The organism is Calothrix sp. PCC 7507, assembly GCF_000316575.1.
Lineage (GTDB): Bacteria > Cyanobacteriota > Cyanobacteriia > Cyanobacteriales > Nostocaceae > Fortiea.
In genome coordinates, this window is sequence record NC_019682.1 from 4363655 (window position 1) to 4381838 (window position 18184).

The following is an 18184-nucleotide window of genomic DNA, read 5'->3' on the forward strand; positions in this document are numbered from 1 at the left end:
ATCACCTAAATATGTAATATCGCACGATAAATTAACAGCATCTGGGTTGCTACTGTCTCCAATCTTGGGGGAAGCTGGATATTAGACCTAAGCCGTAGCAGTAGATCCCTGTTTTGGTAAAGATGTTGTAAGGCTTGACTCCAAGCTGTGATGGAGGTAGGTTCTACCAAAATGCCGTTAACTTCAGATTGAACTAACTCGGCAAGACCACCCAAATTAGAACCTAATATTGGTACTCCAGCCGCAAAGGCTTCTAGCACTACCATTGGCCCAGTCTCCAACCACTGGGATGGAACAGCCAACAGATCATATTCTGCCAGAGTGGCGATCGCTTTTTGCGCCGGCACCGGAGGTTTAAAAGTGATACGTGAATTGTTGGCGGCTAAAGTCTGCAATTCCTGTTGGTATATCTCACCAGCTACACCTTGAGAAACACCATAGATGTCTAAGCTGATTGGTAACTCAGAAATAGCTTGTAAAGCACTGATGAGAACATGAATACCCTTGGTGGGATCAAGCCGACCTAAGAAAGCAATCTTTAAGGTGGGCATAACAATCTGTTGGCTAGAGTGTGATTTTTCTGGTGGTTCGTGACACAGTGCTTGGCGAATCACAGTAATTTTGTCAGGTGGAACATGGTTAAGTAAAAGAACATTCTTGACCCAGTTGCACACGGCTATAATATGGTCAACCTCAGACATAAGGGCATGTAAAACGGTATGGCGAAGACTGACTAATTCGGTCATTCGTAAGGCCGTCCAAATTCCTCCCTGTAAATTGAGGGTATCGAGCCAATTTCCTATTTGGGGTGGTAGGTTGGCGATCGCTCTGGCGCTAATTTGATCCAGTCCTAACCCCTGTAAGGTACACTGGGTGCAAGTCTGCAAATTCAATTCGCCGTTGCATATCTGCGTCCCCCATTGCATTAAAGTTCCCCGCTGACAACTAACGGTGGGCGTATGGTAGGTAAACACAACAGGTATTTGCCGTTGTTTAACAGCTTGCACTAACCGCAAAGAAACTCCACTGGTGAAAGCATGGAGGTGTACGAGGTCAGGCTGTTCTGCTTCTAAAATATGGCTAAACTCTAAAGCAGCCTGTGGGTCGCCTTCTCCATAGATATCTCGGAGATTTTGGAAATTGTTTGATATTGCAAAGCGGCGGACTTTGAGGTGGCTATACATGTAGGATTGACTGACCTTTCCCGGTGCTGCAACCACAACCTGAACTCCCTGCTGTTGTAAGTAGCGGGATAGTGCTTCAACATAGACTTCTGTACCGCCTACGGTGTCGGGATAGAAACAGAAGGGGACTTGAATGACTTTCACGCTGGTGTGTAATATTCAGAGCTATTTTGATTAGCTATTAATTGGTTTTTGAGCAATGTAGATAATGCAGCAAATAGGGCAATAAATTTCTGGTAAAGTACGATAATTTATTGTCAACATACTAATGTTTGATCTAAGATTTTTGCGAGCATCCTATTTAACTAAAATTCGTTTAGCTTGACGATAAGCCAAAGCGATCGCCTCAGCCTGCTCATAGCCAAACCATTTTGCCAGATATCGCAAAGCTTTTGAACCAGCAGGAAGATAGTTGGGATTGATGTTGTGAATTTTAGCTAGGACTTCGTAAAACTTTAGGCGATCGTGTTCAAAAAAGAATCGGGCTATTTGTCCGTAAACATTCTCTAATGCAACAAGTTGTTTGGAATTTATTCCACCATTAGCTTTCCATATCTTCTCAACTTGGCAAGCATTCTGGAAACAATCTTGAACAAAGCTAGCTGAATTACAGCATGATAAACTAATAGCGGTTTTATGAACTCGATAATTTGCTTGTACACCAGGCACATGAATAAACTTAGCCCCTACTAATGCTGCATCTAACAAAAAGCGAGCATCTTGAATTATGGGTAGAGATTCATTCCAAAACCCAATTGCTTCTACAGTTCGACGGTGATAAAGTAAAGCAGCAGGTGGTGCCCAAAAATCCGTAAATAATGCAATTTGTAAGTCATCATGAACATCTTCAATCCTTCTAGCTATGATCTTACCTAGATAAAAATTTTTCTCCTCACCTTCTTCTAGTTTTTGCCAGTCTGAATAGGCTACATCAGCATTACTATTAACTAAAGCTTTCACTCTTTTTTCTAAAGCATCTGGGGTTAATAGATCATCTGCATCCAAATATTGAATAAACTCACCTCTGGCAAGTTCAGTACCTCGGTTACGTGCGGCACTAACACCATGATTAGAACAAAATTCAGCTTTTATTCTTGAGCCAAATGAGCGGATAACGCTTGCAGTACTATCAGATGAACCATCATCGATTACAATAACCTCAAAGTTTTGCCAAGTTTGAGAGAAAACACTTTCTAAAGTTTCATTTAGAAAATATTCGGCATTATAACAAGGAATTACTATTGAAACTAAGGGAGGTGATTTCATACAGATTTTAAATTCTATAGGACTAATATTTGATTTCTGAAATATACGTAGTATCATGATTTTGGTGGGCAATGCCCACCCTACAGATACTAATATTTTTTCAAAAATCAAATTGAATTCCTATAGTAAGGTTTTGTATTACTCCAACAACGCCGAATAGCTTGGAATTCATCAAGTATTGAGAAGACACCTTGTATGTAATCTTTTCCAGTCCATTTTGCAGCCCTTTTTGCTCCACGCTGAATTAAAGTTTGACGTAATTCTTTGTGATCCCAAAGTGATTTAATAGCGCTGGCAATGTGTTCTGGGTCTTTTGGATCTACCAATAAAGCAGCATCTTCTAACTGTTCTTCAGCACCTGAAACTTTTGATGCAATTACAGGACAGCCCAGTGCAAATGCTTCTAATGGAGGTAAATTGTCAGGGCCAAAGAATGTCATATATGTGAGAGCAAATGCATTTTTATAAAGAGATATGACATCTTTTTGAGGTACAAACCCTAGAAAATAAACTTGCTTGTTTAAATTAAGCTCTGTGACTATTTCTTGGACATATGTTTGATTGCCATGATCGGAACCAACAAATACGACTGGAAACTCAAGACCATATTTATCAAGTAAATACTTGATTGCTAATAATAAGTTAATATGATTTTTGTTTGCCCAAAACTGAGCGGGATAGAATAAATATTGTTGGGGGATTTGATATTTCTGAAATATATTTATCTCATCATCAATCCTGTGATTTAAAGCAAACTGAGGTGTGGGAAATGGCAAAACTTTGATTCTCTCTCTAGGCACTTGATAAAAATACTCAATTTCAGATTTTCCTACTTTAGTTCCGGTGATTACAAATGCAGCTCGTCTTAATCTTGTAGAACACTCTATGTGTTCCCGACGATCCCATTCTCCTTCTACACTGACTTCTGGAAAATATGGTTGTAATCGGTGTTGCAAGTCCCATACAGTAGTAATATAAGGCATCTCCATAGACATACAACCATGTACAAATGACCAAGTTATATCAACACCATTTTTCCTGAGATAATCCAAAAGCAACTGCTCTTGCCATTGTTTAATAGTAAATTCTGCATGAGAATTTTTAATTTTTTCCTGAATAGCGATCGCCCTCCTAGAAAGCTGATCAATCAAACGTTGTTTTATATCTCTTTGAAGCGAGACAAATTCAAGATGTGGAGATGATAAAACTTCTGTAGGAGCTTCTTTATCCCAGCTATAAATGACAAAATTATGACCACCTTGTGAACCAAAATTGACCAATGATTGAAATATTTCTGACTCAAAGGTATAACCGCCGCCGATTTCTTGGGTTAAATTTCCTATAGATATACCAACTTTCATTGATTTTTACCCACTAAATAAATACCCCAAGTATCAAATCCTGGATGGCGATTAGTTACCAATTCACCATAGCCAAGCAACTTTATTTTAAATTTGGCAAAAAATAAGTCTATTTCTGGTTTAAATAAGTAACGCATCATGTGTGTTTCATGAAAGTCTGATACAGCACCGCTATTTTTATCCTTGATAAAAATTTGATAATTAACATCAACTAAGTTATCGTTAGGATATATTACTGGTTCTGCAATGCGGGTAATTTGAATTTCTTCATCCTCTAAACGTTTAACGCGAATATTTGGGCGATCGCTCAATACAGCAGGCCCATACCAACAATCGAAAATGAACACACCACCAGGTTTGAGATGAGCCTTAACTGTAGCAAATGCGGCTTCTAGGTCTTCATTCGTAGTTTGATAGCTGATCACATGGAATAGAGAGATGACTGCATCAAACTGCTGATTTAGATGGATAGTCCGGATATCTCCTACAGAAAACCCCAGTCTTGATGCTGTATCAGTCGGGAGAATAGACAGGCGATCGCTTGCTTGCTGTAGCATTTCCGCACTCAAATCAACCCCATGAACTTCATATCCTGCTCTTGCTAATAGCAGTGCATGATTTCCTGTACCGCAACCTAGTTCTAAGATTGATTTTGTAGTGGGTGCATGATTTTGCAATAATCCATCTACAAACTGTACTTCTCCAGCATAGTCTTTGTCGCGGTATAGTAAATTATAATAGCGGGCATATGTGCCAAATATGTTCATATTTATAAATGCCGTAATTTAAAATAAATTCCATGATATAAAGGCACTGAATTCTCAGGATAAAAGGGAATTATACAGCTATCTACCCTGTCTTCCCAAATATCAATTAATTCATAGCCAAGGTTACTGAATTTGGCAACAAAACTTTGATGATTGAATACATATTGAGGGTAAAAAACCTGTCCACCATTTTGTAAGGTCACAAATTCTTTGCCAGCATATATAGGTAAACGGTTGAGCAAAATATGTATAGGCTTAGTACATAAATGAGCTATCTTTAAAAAGAAATCTTCTATATATTGCACTGAACCTGATGCCACAAAAATATTTTTATTATTGGCATCTTGGAAAGATGAAGTAAATAATAAATTTTGTTCCTCTCTTTTTTGAGCTAGTTGCTCGCCTGCATTAATGATTGCAGACACATCACAAACTGTCCATGTCAAGTTATCTAAATTTAAATACTTTTTATAAGCATAAAAATGAATACCTACATTACCACCAAAATCAAAAATGGTATTTATATTATTAGATGCCAAGATATTATTCAACCAAAATAAAACAGGATAATCGTAGGTAGTAATCACACGTTTACTATATTCCCAATTTCCTAACTCCGCCATTCGTTGATATTCTTTAGCAAGCTGATCATGATCATAACCAAGAGGTTTAGTTTTAGGTGCTGATTCAATGGCTTGCTCAAAGTTATCAAAAACTCCCCGGAAACAACTATATCCTTCAGTAGCAAACCAACGTTCATAGTTTAACTTCTGAAAATATTGGTATGTCGCTTTTGTAAACGGAATTGCCTTAATCACTCTCTTCATTTTAGGATTTTGATAATAATCTCTACTACTTGCTCAATTTGTACATCCGTCAATGCCATCCCACTAGGAATATAAAAACCACGACGAGCAATTCTTTCTGCTACAGGACAAGACACTCCATCAAACAATCTTTTGTTGCGGAAAACTGGCTGTTCATGCATACACCAAAAAAAAGGACGAGTGCCTATTTTATGTTGAGCTAGACGCCGCATCGCCTCTTCTGCATCAAAAGGTACGTCATCTTTCAACACCAAACCATATACCCAATAAATGTTATCTGCATAGTCTGTTTGTGGTAACGGCAGTTGTAAACTAGGTATGTTTGATAGTAGTTCTGTGTAGCGTTGGCCAATGTGTCGTTTACGCAGCACAAATTCGTCTAATCGTTCCAGTTGAGCCACTCCCAAAGCCGCTTGCAAATTGCTCAAACGCAAATTCCAGCCTAATTCTTCATGAAGAAAACGTTTTTGGGGTTGGAAGCACAAATTGCGTAAAGCACGACAATGCTCTGCTAAGTTGTCATCATCGGTCAGCACCATTCCGCCTTCGCCAGTGGTGATGTGCTTGTTTGGGTAAAAGCTAAAAGTACTAATAGCACCAAAACTACCGCAGGGACGACCTTTATAGATTTGTCCGTGCATCTGGGCTGCATCTTCAATAATTTGTAGCCCATATCTGTTAGCCAAAATTAACAATGGTTCCATATCTACAGGTAATCCATAGATATGAACAACCATGATTGCTTTAGTTTTAGGTGTGATTTTGGCTTCAATCTGGCTAACATCCATATTCCAGGTGTCAGGCTGACAATCTACCACCACCGGTATAGCACCAGCGCGAACAATAGCAGCAGCACAAGAAATAATTGTGAATGTGGGCAGAATGACTTCATCCCCGTGACTGATTCCTAATGCAACAACTGCAGCTTCGAGAGCAACAGAACCATTACTGACAGCAATGCCATGTCTGCGTCCCATACGGGAAGCAAATAGCTCTTCAAATTGTTTGACAAATGGCCCTTCAGAAGAAATCCAACCTGTTTCAATGCACTCATTCAGGTATTTTTTCTCATTACCATTCAATAATGGCTCGTTGACTGGAATTAAGTTCATTGTTGTTTATTGAATAATTTTGGTTTCCTTAGAGTTAATGCCAATAAACCTGGTTTTGTCTTGCTCACCCACATAAGGCCCCTGCTTGACTTCAATCATTTCAATTTCTTCTAGAACCTCAAAGCCATGACCGCCAGCAACGAGGAGAATGACATCTGCCGCTTCTAAAATACGGCTTTCCAAGTACTGCTGTTGGTTATTATAAAAATCTACGCGCAGCTTACCTTTTTTGATAAACAACACTTCCTGGGTATATTGCACTTCTCGAACAAAAGAATTGTGGATATGGGGTTGAATGACTTTCCCCGCTGGATGGTGCATATAAGCTAACTGTTGAGATAGTTCATTCGGTGTGAAAAAATGAATACCTGGTGCGTGAAATTTTTGGGAAATAATTAAGGCAAGTAGCTGATTATGATCAATGATTTTTTCAATCATGAAATTCAGTAGGTAGTTATTTGTTATTTGTTATTTTTTCCATCTATGAATTTAACTGCTTCCCAAGTAGCATCTTCTAAGTAAGTACATTCATCCGGTTCCCATTCGTATTCATCGCGCTGAATACTGTGCATACTAACTTCAAATGGACAAATATTAGTGAGGTATTCTAATACAGTATTGCTACGGCGTTCGGCAAACCAAGTTGCTAAAGTGTATGAACCCATATAAAGCCTAAATTTTGGTATTTGGCATCTGAGAATAAATGTTCCTGGCTCTCGACGAAAAGTAGCGCGGGAATCATCAAACCAGAAAATACAAATAGCTTGTTGTAAATCATTAACTACTTGAAAACTAAACCATAGGCTTTCATGGGGTTGAGTTATGTGTAGTGCAAACTCGAAAGTTATAGGTTTTCCGCAAATGTGTATACCCTCTCTTTCGGAAGGATTTACACGCGCCCAAGCTAAGTAATTTCCTATTTTATTTGTAGGGGATTGATAATAAGCTGCTTGTTCACCAAATGCTTTTTGTCCAGCGATATATAACCTTACTGCTTTGTCGGTATGTCCATCAAATTTCACGCTACCTTGAGATAGCAGTATACAGTGCTTAGTAAATTGGGAAATAGCTTGCATACTATGACTAACAAATAAGACCGTTCGTCCTTGTTTTGTAGTGACATCTTCCATTTTTCCCAAGCACTTTTTTTGAAATCCAGAATCGCCTACGGCTAGGACTTCATCGACAATTAAAATCTCTGGTTCTAAATGGGCTGCGACTGCAAAAGCAAGGCGGACATACATCCCAGAGGAGTAGCGTTTAACTGGAGTATCTAAAAATTTCTCTACTTCAGCAAAGTCCACAATCTCATCGAATTTTTTCTTGATCTCAGTTTTATTCATCCCCAGAATCACACCGTTAAGGTAGATGTTTTCTCGCCCAGTCAATTCGGGATGAAATCCTGTCCCTACTTCTAATAAACTTGCTACTCGTCCTTTAATAGTGATGCATCCAACGGTAGGTTCTGTAATTCTGCTCAGAATTTTTAATAGGGTCGATTTACCTGCTCCATTACGTCCAATAATACCAATAGCTTCACCTTGTTTAATCTCAAAAGAAACATCATTTAATGCCCAAAATTCCTCACGATTTGGGTCAGATATTTTTTGAGTGGCTGGGTTGATAAGCTTTTTAGTAATAGACTTGGCTCCATCAGTAATTACATCTCTAAGGGCTTTATATCTGGCACCTTCTTGCTGATGTCCAATAATATATTTTTTACCTAAGTTTTCTACGCGAATTACTGTGTCTGACACGTAATCAACTCCTCGCTAAATTACGTCAGCAAACGTCCGTTCTGTTTTACGGAAGTACCAGATACCACTTGATAGTAAGAAAATAACTAATGCTACAGATAGGATAAATCCAGGCCAATATAGTTTTGATTCTCCAGCTAAAATTGCCCAGCGAAAGCCGTCAATTACACCAACCATTGGGTTGATAGAATAGAGCAAACGTAAATTCTCAGGCACAATCCTGCTACTAAAGCCTACAGGCGATATATATAAGCCAAACTGAACAATAAATGGCACAATATAACGGAAATCACGATATTCTACAGTTAACGCTGATAGCCATAACCCTACTCCTATAGAAGCGGCAAAGGCTAGGATAATAAATAAAGGCAGTGTTAATATTTGCCAACTGGGAACAAAGTTATAGCAAGCCATTAGTCCCAACAAAATGATGCCAGAAATCATAAAGTCTACAAAACTGACAATTACCGCACTGATGGGCACTATTAGACGGGGAAAATAAACTTTAGATATCAAATTGGCATTGCTAATTAAACTGTTGCTAGATTCACTCAGTGCATTGGCAAAAAACTGCCAGGGTAACATGGCGGTAAATACTAAAATTGGATATGGCACTCCCTCTGATGGTAATTTTGCTAATTGTCCAAACACGACACTAAATACCACCATCGTTAAAAATGGTCGAATTAGTGCCCAGGCTATGCCAATTACTGTCTGCTTGTAGCGTACCAAAATGTCACGCCAAGCTAGAAAATATAAGAGTTCACGATAGCGCCATATATCTTGCCAATATTGGCGCTCTGTACGTCCAGCTTCAATCACTAACTCTGGCTGGGATGTGATTTTTTGGCTATTCATAAGTGAGTTGTCATTGGTCATTTGTTGTTAGCCCTTGAAGATGGAATAATCAGCACCAAAGCTTTCAGACTGGCGTGGCAAGCCTAAATTTGTGCATTATATTGGGATGGAATTAAACGCGGATGAACGCGGATGAACGCGGATAGGACTTATATTAATGCAACATTTTAGCCTTGTCACGCCACTACAAATACTTAGATTTTTTTTAAATCAAATCGGATTGCTATATTTACCTGATGACTGATAAGCATTAACCGTCAACAGTTAACGATATATTAATCTAGAAAATGGAAATCTTTGATGCTGTAATAGCCAAGTTGTTTGGCATGTCTGCGACTAAATTCGCTGACGGAAGGATTACCATATGGATTAATGACTCCTGTTACTTGCTGCCAAAGTTCTTGGGGTGCGGCTGTTAGTGCATAGGTGCATTCATTGCGCTTCAGAACGTGATACCATTTGGTTTGTTGGCAGCGATCGCACCAAAAAGCTTCTAACCATTCTCCCTCTATCGGCACTGTAGTTTGGGTTGCTACTAACATCAATGCTCTGCGCCGACTCATACCTCGTTGCTGCAACTGTCCTGGTTGGTCAGCAAATAATGGGTATTTTTGACTCATGCTATCGAGATAGCAACCATGTACTAGACAGCAGATATTTCGACGTTTTGAACGGTTACGATTTCGGTCACACCTTTTCTGCAATTTGACCTCCCACATCAGTTAATAAACAACAAATCCAGGAAGGTTATGTTGACAGGACTGAGATCAAAATGACCATCAAAGCCCATATCCTAAATGTATAACTTAACTATTTAATTAGGGAAATACAATTAAGTTTGGCTATTCTAATACCAATCCAAATAATGTTTGCAAAACATGGATTACCTTGAAGGACTGGGTTTCCCCGCCCCTACGATTTATCGGTTACATTATTTTGGCAAATTGGTATAATTTTTGTGATTAATCCTGAATTAATATTTTTGACATATGGGATAAATCCTGAGCTTTTAAGCATAATTATATTTAACCAGATTAATTACTAAAAGTATCGCCATTTTGGCTGCTAATTTTATGATTTTTACTATGAAAATGCCTGACATCTTTAACAAGGACTCCACTTGCCACCTTCTGGGCTGCTATAAGCCAGAGAATCTATTCAATGCAGTGACGTACACAATTGTTTTGTTAGCACCTACCATCAATCCATTAATATCCAATCAAAACAAAACACCCTAATGCATTACTGTGTATGACTTTGAGACATAGCGATCGCCCCATCCGATAAGATTGCTTGTTGCAAAACATCAAAGTATTGTTGAGATATAATCTTTGGTGTAAAGTGCGATCGCAAATATTGCCGGCCTGCTCTACCCATACTTTCACCTAATTGGCGATCGCTGTAGAGCAAGCGAATAAATTCAGCCAGACCTTGACTGTCTCCATTATCAAATGTGCCGCCACAGTTGGCTTCTGCAATCAGTTGCCTCAGATATGAACGATGTGAACAAATCACCGCTACTGGTCGTCCTGATGCTAAAGCTGAATACAGTTTGCTAGGTACAATTAAACTTTCTGTTGATGCATCTACACTCACAAGTGACAAATCACAAGCTGTGAGAGAATACGGTAGTACCTGCTTATCTTGATAAGGTAGAAATAAGAAGTTGCTCAAACCTAATTGATTTACCTCTTCAATCAGGTCATCGCGTTTTGCTCCACCACCAATACATACAAACTGAATCGGCTCATCTTGTAGTTGTTTCGCAGCTGCCAATATAGTGGTCATATCATGACATCTACCCATATTGCCGGAGTAGAGTACGGTGAACTTTTTCACTAGGTTATATTTCCAAGCAAACCAATTTTCTTGTTTGGCAATAGGCATAATCCATTCAGGATCTGCCCAACTTTGAATCACAGAAATTTTCTCAGCAATTTGGGGATAATTCGCTGCCACTTGCTGTTTCATCGCTGGACTCAGAACCACAATACCCTTAGCATTTAGCCAAATCTGTTGATTAATAGTTTGCCAGCATCGTGCTAGCCAATTCCGCTTAGAGATTACCCCTAAAGCGATCGCAATATCTGGATACAGGTCATAAAGTATGCAGACATAGGGAAGTCGGAACAACAGATGAATTAAATAACCAATAACTGGCAAAAATGGGGGAGCAGTAGTTAGTAACAAGACATTGCTGCGCCGCCAAGCTCGCAGCATATACAGCGCAGCGCGTAAAGTATATAACACACCATTGACGGTTTTGCCGCGAATCCTTCCCGGCCAGAGTTGAGCAGTACGCGATCGCTGAATTCGCACACTACCTGAGTGTTCCACTGCTGGAGCTATAGGAGATTGAAACGCATATCCTGGTTGACTTGTAAACACCTCAATGTCTATGCCTTGTTGTCCTAAATATTTCACAAGTTCGTCAATTAACTGTCCCGTAGCAGCATAGTCTGGAGGAAAAAATTGGGTGATTACAGACAATTTGATAGATTGTTGAGTTTGTAGAGCATGTTTCTCTTTCACTTCTAACCGAGTAGAAATGGATTGAAACGTTTTTTGATTAATCCATTCATTAAGTCTCATCGGCTGCATCCTACTATAAAAATTTGATTTCAGAAGTTATTGAACTACTCAAACTATCAGCGCATCCCGTTTTCTCAGAAATACCCTTCTAGGATATTGCTACATGAACAAAGCCTACCTTTGCAGGCTTTGTTTGTATATTTTCAGGCTTTTAGCCTGATGGGCTATTTGCCAAAATGGGATGCACTACAAACTATTAGTTGCTATGAAAAGGCTGGTCATGAGCGCATGTTCAAAGCTACTTAGAAGTAGTTTTTTCAGAGGTTCATTGTGTTTTAGCTGATGTATTAATCAACATGCGAAAATTATCTCAGGCTAACCAAAACAAAACATCTGTAAGCCTTTCTTGCAATACAGCTGATTAATAAAAATTTTCACTCATGCAATTTTGTAGGCGCGGTTTCTCTAGATTGGAAAATGCACTAGACAAGGGAAATCGCTAGTAAGAACAGACAGTTCACACCACAAGCTACTCTACAGGTTTCCAAACGGCATTAACCACGACTTTGAACTACATCCACACAGAAGTGTCGGAGTATCTGAGTGAATTGAATTTGAGATATCGTTGCAGGACGGAACTGGATTGATTTTTTAACTACATGTATTTTTTACTAGAATACTAAGTTTTAAATTTCTGCTTACATGTAATTTTCTCTTAGAATACCATGTTTCAATTTAACTTGGATACTTTATGGAAAATTTATGTAATAAATATTTCCTTAAACAAATTCTTTATAAAGAGATGATTTTGTTTTAGCAAAAAGTAATTACCAGAAAACAATGATACTTTTAGTATCTGATAATATTACTTAGTTAAGTATATTGATTAAATGTAAATATTATTCCTAAAGCTTGTGTTTAGCCTTTGATGGTAGTGGCAATGACAAAAATAATAATCAGTCATATCCGACGTAAGTATACCTGGGAAATTGATTATTCTCTCATACTCAGTTTTCTTCTATCTATGGAAATAGAAGCAGTCAAATTCGTGTCTATACCCTGATTGTCTTCTATCCCAAGCAATAAAAAAGTAAAAATTTAATTAAATAAACTTATCGATATCTGAACGAATAGCTGGGTAAATATCAAAAATATTTATTTAATTTAAATACCTAATTAATAAATAGAGACCTGAGTATTTTAGTTTTATTTTCTTCTATCCAGTGGCATAGATAAATCTCAAAATAATTGATGTGATGATATGTCTTTATCGAGCATGATAATGATTTATCAAATAAAAATATTGGCTTCTATCTAAAGAATGAAGTATTTAAAGTCATAGTTACTAGCAGTTTACTGTAGGCTATGTTTAAGGATGAATTACACGGGAGCATCCCACTTTTTTAAATGCTCCGTCATTGCGAGCATAACGAAGTGAAGCGTTCGCGGAGCGTGTCGCAGACAAGCAATCGCAAGATTTTCCACTCATAACAAGTCTATGCGATTGCTTCGTCGTTCCTCCTCGCAATGACATTTTGGTTTTTCTCCTTCTGCATAATAAAAACTGGGATGCACCCGAATTACACTATGTCTACTGATAGATTTACTGGAAGCAATCAGCAAAATCGACCATTTTTAATTTAGATGCGGTTAACACTCTAGAAAAGCACATCAAATTATGGAGAATAATTCCTCACAGTTTGCAAATTCTGATCAGAAGAGAAATGCTTTATCTCAATATCTACAGACACAATTTTTTCCGGTGTCTGAAGAACCAGGAAATGATTGGAATTTTCAGGAATTTCTGAGTATTGTACGACGGCGATCGCTAGTAATTTCCGGGGTAGCTACTGTTGTAATGATTACTTTTTTAGTCGGGATGAAGCTCAACCAAAAAGCACCAGAATATAAAGGGAGTTTTCGGTTGTTAGTGGAACCTGTAAACGAAGACACGAAAGTTTTAGAAATAGTTAAAGACCCTAATATAGGACAGATTACTAGCCTAGATTATGAAAGTCAAATACAGGTGCTTAAGAGTCCAGAAATGATGGGGAGTATTATTAAAAGGTTGCAAGCTTATTATCCAGACATAACTTATGATTCTCTGAACAAATATTTAACTATTATTCGGCTAGATGAAACCAAGATTATAGAAGTCAGTTATCGAAGTCAAAATCCTCATAAGATTAAATTCGTCCTAGATAGAATTGCTCAGGATTACATCAAATACAGTTCTGAAAAACGACAAACAAAATTGACTCAGGGAATTAAGTTTGTTGAAAAACAACTGCCATTAATACAGAATCGAGTTGATAGGATTCAACAAGAATTACAAATTTTTCGCCAAAAATATGATTTTATTGACCCAGAAACCCAGGCATCACAAATTACTGTTCAAGTTAGTTCATTATCTGAACAAAGACAAAAAATTGACCGGGAGTTAGCACAAGCTCGTAGTAATTTGGCTATTCTACAAGAAAAAGATGGTGAGAAAGCAGCACTAAATAATGCTGTGTTATATCAGCAGTTATTAATTCAAATACGCCAATTAGATGCTCAGATTGCTACCGAATCAACTCGTTTACAGGAAGAAAATCCTAGCATTCAAATATTACAGGAGAAACGAAAAAGTTTATTACTATTGCTTAACCAAGAAGCAAAGCGTTTTTTAGATGTGAAATTTGCCGAGTTACTAACTCAGGTACAAACTCTAGAAGTGCAGAGTCAAGAAATAGCTAAAGTAGAACAAAAACTTGAAGAAAAACGTAAACAACTGCCAATCCTAGCACGGCAATACACAGAACTACAGCGAAAATTTCAAATTAGTACTGAAAGCTTAAATCGGTTTCTATCCACTCGCGAAAACCTCCAAATTCAAATATCACAAACAAAACTTGGTTGGCAGTTAATTCAGGCACCAAATCAGCCTCAAAAACCCGTAGTTATTGCAGATGTTAGACGTAATCTATTAGTAGGATTAGGTATGAGTTTAGCTAGCGGAATTGGTATAGCCTTACTGATGGAAAAGTTTGATAAGACATACCACAATATCCATGCTTTGAAAGAGAATATCAAGTTACCGTTGTTAGGAAATATTCCCTTTGAACAGCAAGTTCAAAATAGTCAACGCCAAACTTCCAATCCAATAATACCTGCTGTTAGAGTACCTGATCCATTACCAGCAGGCGTTTCTGCGCTGAGTGTCATCCCCAATGAAGACTACAGCAACTACTCAGCACAATTTTTAGAAGCTTTACGGGTATTGTGTACTAATATTCAACTACTCAATTGCGATCGCCCAATTCACTCTATAATTACAGCTTCCGCTATGCCTGGCGATGGTAAGTCTACAATTGCCTTCCATCTGGCGCAAATAGCTACGGCAATGGGACAGCGAGTGCTACTGGTGGATGCCAATCTACGTCAACCTGTAATCCACACCTTATCAGATTTAAATAACCTGTGGGGACTGAGTAATTTAATTTCTAGCAACTTGCCAATTGGGGAAGTGATTCAGCAATTACCTTCTATGAATCAATTATCTGTGATTACTGCAGGCGCTATACCATTAGACCCAACAAAGTTGCTTTCTTCAGACAAAATGAAGCAATTGATGGCAGATTTTCATGACACCTTTGACTTGGTAATTTATGATGTTCCCCCCTTGCTGAAACTCGCTGATGCTAATCTGCTAGCACCCCATACTGATGGTATTTTGCTAGTAGTAAGAATTGATCAAACAAACTCTTCGATAGTACAGCGAACTTTGGATAATCTCACAATTTCTCCCGTGAACGTCTTAGGTGTTGTTGGCAATGGTCAAAAGAGCAATGTCAGTGATTATTAATTGTTGACTGTTGACCAATAGTTTTTTTGGTCGCTTTCCTACAATTTTAGTTCATTTTTAATCTTTTTCTGACAAAAATTTATTAGTACTCACGATGACGAAAATTAACAGCATTAGCTGAATTTGCCAAGGCGCTAAGACCAAACTAAAAACCAGGCAGACAATTGCAAATACGCCAGCAATGTACGCTATTTCGTCATTAGATTTCCTAACGAAATAGCCCGTTATTAAACCTGTAAAAAGCGTAACCAAAAAAAACAAAGGCATGTCTACAAACCTCTGAAATCAAAGGTAGAAAGTTGATATAAGGGGATTAAAATTGTGGTTAATTTTGTATTAAATCAGAATTCGGCCACAATTCGCTATATAAAATAGCAGCGTAGAGAGTGGAGATTTCGCAACCATCTGGTACATTAGCTTAACACCATATGCTAGCAATGGGATAACCATCTAGCATACTACCTTGAGAAGTAGTTTTTTCAACTTAGATCCCCAATGCTGAACATTCCTCAACTACTGGCAACTGAACTAAACCTCAAACCCTATCAGGTGCAAAATGCGCTGGAACTTTTTGCGGAGGGTGCGACGATTCCGTTTATTGCACGTTACCGCAAAGAGCGCACTGAGGAGATGAATGAAGTCCAACTGCGTGATTTAGCAGATAGGTATAACTACTTAAATGAATTGGAGGAACGGAAAGTAGTAATTTTAAATGCGATCGCCACACAAGGTAAACTCACTGATGAACTCCAAGCAAAAATCGCATCCTGTTTACAAAAAACTGAGCTTGAGGATTTATACTTACCTTACAAAACTAAGCGTCGCACCCGCGCTACTATCGCCAGAGAGAAAGGATTAGAACCTCTAGCGGAGTTCATCAAATCACTGAATGTTAAGAATTATGTATCAGCTTCCCTGGACGTAGAAGCAGCGAAATATGTTTCTGAAGAAAAGGCAGTGAAGACACCAGAAGAAGCACTCAAAGGTGCTGCTGATATTTTAGCGGAAGAAGTAGCAGAAAAAGCTGAGTTACGGGCATATATCCGCGACTACCTGCTAGAGTCTGGAATATTTGTTTCCCGCATCAAAGGTGATCATCCTGAAGGTACAACAAAATTTGAAATGTACCGCAACTATCAGATTCGCGTGAAAAATATTGCACCCCACAATATATTGGCGTTGTGTCGGGGTGAAACTGAGGGAGTATTGAATTTTGAAATTACCTTTGATGAGGATGTAGTACTTTCCTATCTGGAGTCGCAGGAAATTAAAACAAAAGTCCGATCAATTCGTGATTTTTATCAGGCGATGCTAAAAGATGCTTTTAATCGTTTGATGAAAGCTTCTCTCATGGGAGAAGTAATTTCCCTTAAGAAAACCTACGCTGATATTGAGTCAATTAAAACCTTTGAAACTAACCTTAGAGAGTTGCTACTATCTGCACCAGCGGGGATGAAACCTACTCTAGCAATAGATCCGGGGTTTAGAACTGGGTGTAAAGTCGCAGTACTCGATCAGACTGGGAAATTTTTGGAATATCAAGCCGTGTTCCCCCATCAAGCAGCAGAACAACGCAATAAAGCTGCACAAACTATCAAAAAAATGATTGAAAATTACCAGGTTGAGTTAATAGCAATTGGTAACGGGACAGCTTCCCGTGAGACAGAAGAGTTTGTCTCTCAAATTTTGCAAGCTATGGAACGTCAACCAATTAAAGTGATGGTAAATGAATCTGGCGCATCTATATATTCTGCCAGTAAAGTAGCATTAGAAGAGTTTCCTGATTTAGATATTACCGTGCGCGGTGCTATTAGTATTGGTCGCCGTTTGCAAGATCCTCTAGCGGAACTGGTGAAAATCGATCCCAAGTCGATTGGCGTGGGACAATATCAGCACGACGTTGATCAGAAGTTGTTGAAAAAGAAGTTGGATGAAACTGTCGAAAGCTGCGTTAATTATGTGGGTGTAGACTTAAACACAGCTTCTAAAGAACTGCTGACTTTTGTTTCGGGTATTACAGCCTCAGTCGCCAATAATATTGTCACCTATCGCAATGAACATGGAGTCTTTAAAAATCGTCGTCAACTTTTGAAGGTGCCAAAGTTAGGCCCAAAAGCCTTTGAACAAGCTGCGGGATTTCTGCGGATTCGCAACGGAGAGAATCCTTTGGATAATACAGCAGTGCATCCAGAGAGTTATTCACTAGTAGAGGCGATCGCATCTGATCTCAATGTATCCTTAAATCAGGTGACTCAAATTGCCGAAAAACTCCAAAAAACCAACCTCAAGAAATATGTCACCGATACCGTAGGCGAACCAACACTCCGCGATATCCTCAGTGAATTAGAAAAGCCAGGAAGAGATCCTCGTGCTGAATTTAAGTATGCCAGTTTCAAAGAGGGGGTTACAGAAATTAAGGATTTACAGGTAGGAATGGAACTAGAAGGTATGGTGACAAATGTTGCTAACTTTGGCGCATTTGTTGATATTGGCGTACATCAGGATGGCTTGGTGCATATCTCTCAACTGGCTGATAGATTCGTAGATGATCCCAAGAAAATTGTCAAAGTGGGACAAGTTGTGAAGGTAAAAGTGTTAGAAGTTAATGAGAAACTCAAGCGGATTAGTTTATCGATGAAAGCAGTAAACCAATAACTTGTTCATCTAAAAATC

At 38.5% G+C, this 18184-nt stretch carries 13 protein-coding genes; 2 read left to right on the forward strand and 11 right to left on the reverse strand.

Features of this window, described 5'->3' with window-relative positions; translation table 11 throughout:
* Positions 1-5: 5 nt before the first annotated feature.
* The 11 genes from CAL7507_RS18620 to CAL7507_RS18670 form a co-directional block, all read right to left on the reverse strand.
* Complete coding sequence (locus tag CAL7507_RS18620) at positions 6-1328, reverse strand: glycosyltransferase (protein WP_015130036.1); 1323 nt, start codon at positions 1326-1328, stop codon at positions 6-8.
* 153 nt (positions 1329-1481) lie between these two features.
* The gene (locus CAL7507_RS18625; RefSeq protein ID WP_042342282.1) at positions 1482-2450 is read right to left on the reverse strand and encodes a glycosyltransferase; all 969 of its coding nucleotides are present in this window, start codon (positions 2448-2450) and stop codon (positions 1482-1484) included.
* 107 nt (positions 2451-2557) lie between these two features.
* A complete protein-coding gene (locus CAL7507_RS18630; protein WP_015130038.1) occupies positions 2558-3811 on the reverse strand; it encodes a glycosyltransferase family 1 protein in 1254 nt (417 codons plus the stop codon).
* On the reverse strand, positions 3808-4578 hold the full coding sequence (locus CAL7507_RS18635) for a class I SAM-dependent methyltransferase (protein WP_015130039.1): 771 nt from the start codon (positions 4576-4578) through the stop codon (positions 3808-3810). Before CAL7507_RS18635 ends, CAL7507_RS18630 begins: the two co-directional genes overlap by 4 nt.
* 2 nt (positions 4579-4580) lie before the next feature.
* A complete protein-coding gene (locus CAL7507_RS18640; protein WP_015130040.1) occupies positions 4581-5405 on the reverse strand; it encodes a methyltransferase, TIGR04325 family in 825 nt (274 codons plus the stop codon).
* On the reverse strand, positions 5402-6517 hold the full coding sequence (locus tag CAL7507_RS18645) for a DegT/DnrJ/EryC1/StrS aminotransferase family protein (protein WP_015130041.1): 1116 nt from the start codon (positions 6515-6517) through the stop codon (positions 5402-5404). Before CAL7507_RS18645 ends, CAL7507_RS18640 begins: the two co-directional genes overlap by 4 nt.
* Positions 6518-6523: 6 nt before the next feature.
* A complete protein-coding gene (locus CAL7507_RS18650) occupies positions 6524-6955 on the reverse strand; it encodes a hypothetical protein (RefSeq protein WP_015130042.1) in 432 nt (143 codons plus the stop codon).
* A gap of 23 nt (positions 6956-6978) precedes the next feature.
* On the reverse strand, positions 6979-8274 hold the full coding sequence (locus CAL7507_RS18655) for a polysaccharide ABC transporter ATP-binding protein (protein ID WP_015130043.1): 1296 nt from the start codon (positions 8272-8274) through the stop codon (positions 6979-6981).
* Positions 8275-8289: 15 nt separating this feature from the next.
* Positions 8290-9132, reverse strand: coding sequence for an ABC transporter permease (locus CAL7507_RS18660; protein ID WP_015130044.1), 843 nt, complete (start codon positions 9130-9132; stop codon positions 8290-8292).
* Positions 9133-9407: 275 nt separating this feature from the next.
* Positions 9408-9836, reverse strand: coding sequence for a hypothetical protein (locus CAL7507_RS18665; RefSeq protein WP_015130045.1), 429 nt, complete (start codon positions 9834-9836; stop codon positions 9408-9410).
* 538 nt (positions 9837-10374) lie between these two features.
* On the reverse strand, positions 10375-11724 hold the full coding sequence (locus tag CAL7507_RS18670; RefSeq protein ID WP_015130046.1) for a glycosyltransferase family 4 protein: 1350 nt from the start codon (positions 11722-11724) through the stop codon (positions 10375-10377).
* A gap of 1618 nt (positions 11725-13342) precedes the next feature.
* On the opposite strand from CAL7507_RS18670, the gene CAL7507_RS18675 reads away from it, so the two are divergent.
* Entirely contained in the window at positions 13343-15511 is a 2169-nt protein-coding gene (locus tag CAL7507_RS18675) for a polysaccharide biosynthesis tyrosine autokinase (RefSeq protein WP_015130047.1), read from the forward strand.
* A gap of 495 nt (positions 15512-16006) precedes the next feature.
* Complete coding sequence (locus CAL7507_RS18685; protein WP_015130049.1) at positions 16007-18166, forward strand: Tex family protein; 2160 nt, start codon at positions 16007-16009, stop codon at positions 18164-18166.
* Positions 18167-18184 lie beyond the last annotated feature (18 nt).

Coding starts and splice junctions, on each gene's coding strand:
- CAL7507_RS18625 (WP_042342282.1), bottom strand. CDS start 2,450: ATGAAATCACCTCCCTTAGTTTCAATAGTAATTCCTTGTTATAATGCC.
- CAL7507_RS18630 (WP_015130038.1), bottom strand. CDS start 3,811: ATGAAAGTTGGTATATCTATAGGAAATTTAACCCAAGAAATCGGCGGC.
- CAL7507_RS18635 (WP_015130039.1), bottom strand. CDS start 4,578: ATGAACATATTTGGCACATATGCCCGCTATTATAATTTACTATACCGC.
- CAL7507_RS18640 (WP_015130040.1), bottom strand. CDS start 5,405: ATGAAGAGAGTGATTAAGGCAATTCCGTTTACAAAAGCGACATACCAA.
- CAL7507_RS18645 (WP_015130041.1), bottom strand. CDS start 6,517: ATGAACTTAATTCCAGTCAACGAGCCATTATTGAATGGTAATGAGAAA.
- CAL7507_RS18650 (WP_015130042.1), bottom strand. CDS start 6,955: ATGATTGAAAAAATCATTGATCATAATCAGCTACTTGCCTTAATTATT.
- CAL7507_RS18660 (WP_015130044.1), bottom strand. CDS start 9,132: ATGAATAGCCAAAAAATCACATCCCAGCCAGAGTTAGTGATTGAAGCT.
- CAL7507_RS18670 (WP_015130046.1), bottom strand. CDS start 11,724: ATGAGACTTAATGAATGGATTAATCAAAAAACGTTTCAATCCATTTCT.
- CAL7507_RS18675 (WP_015130047.1), top strand. CDS start 13,343: ATGGAGAATAATTCCTCACAGTTTGCAAATTCTGATCAGAAGAGAAAT.
- CAL7507_RS18685 (WP_015130049.1), top strand. CDS start 16,007: ATGCTGAACATTCCTCAACTACTGGCAACTGAACTAAACCTCAAACCC.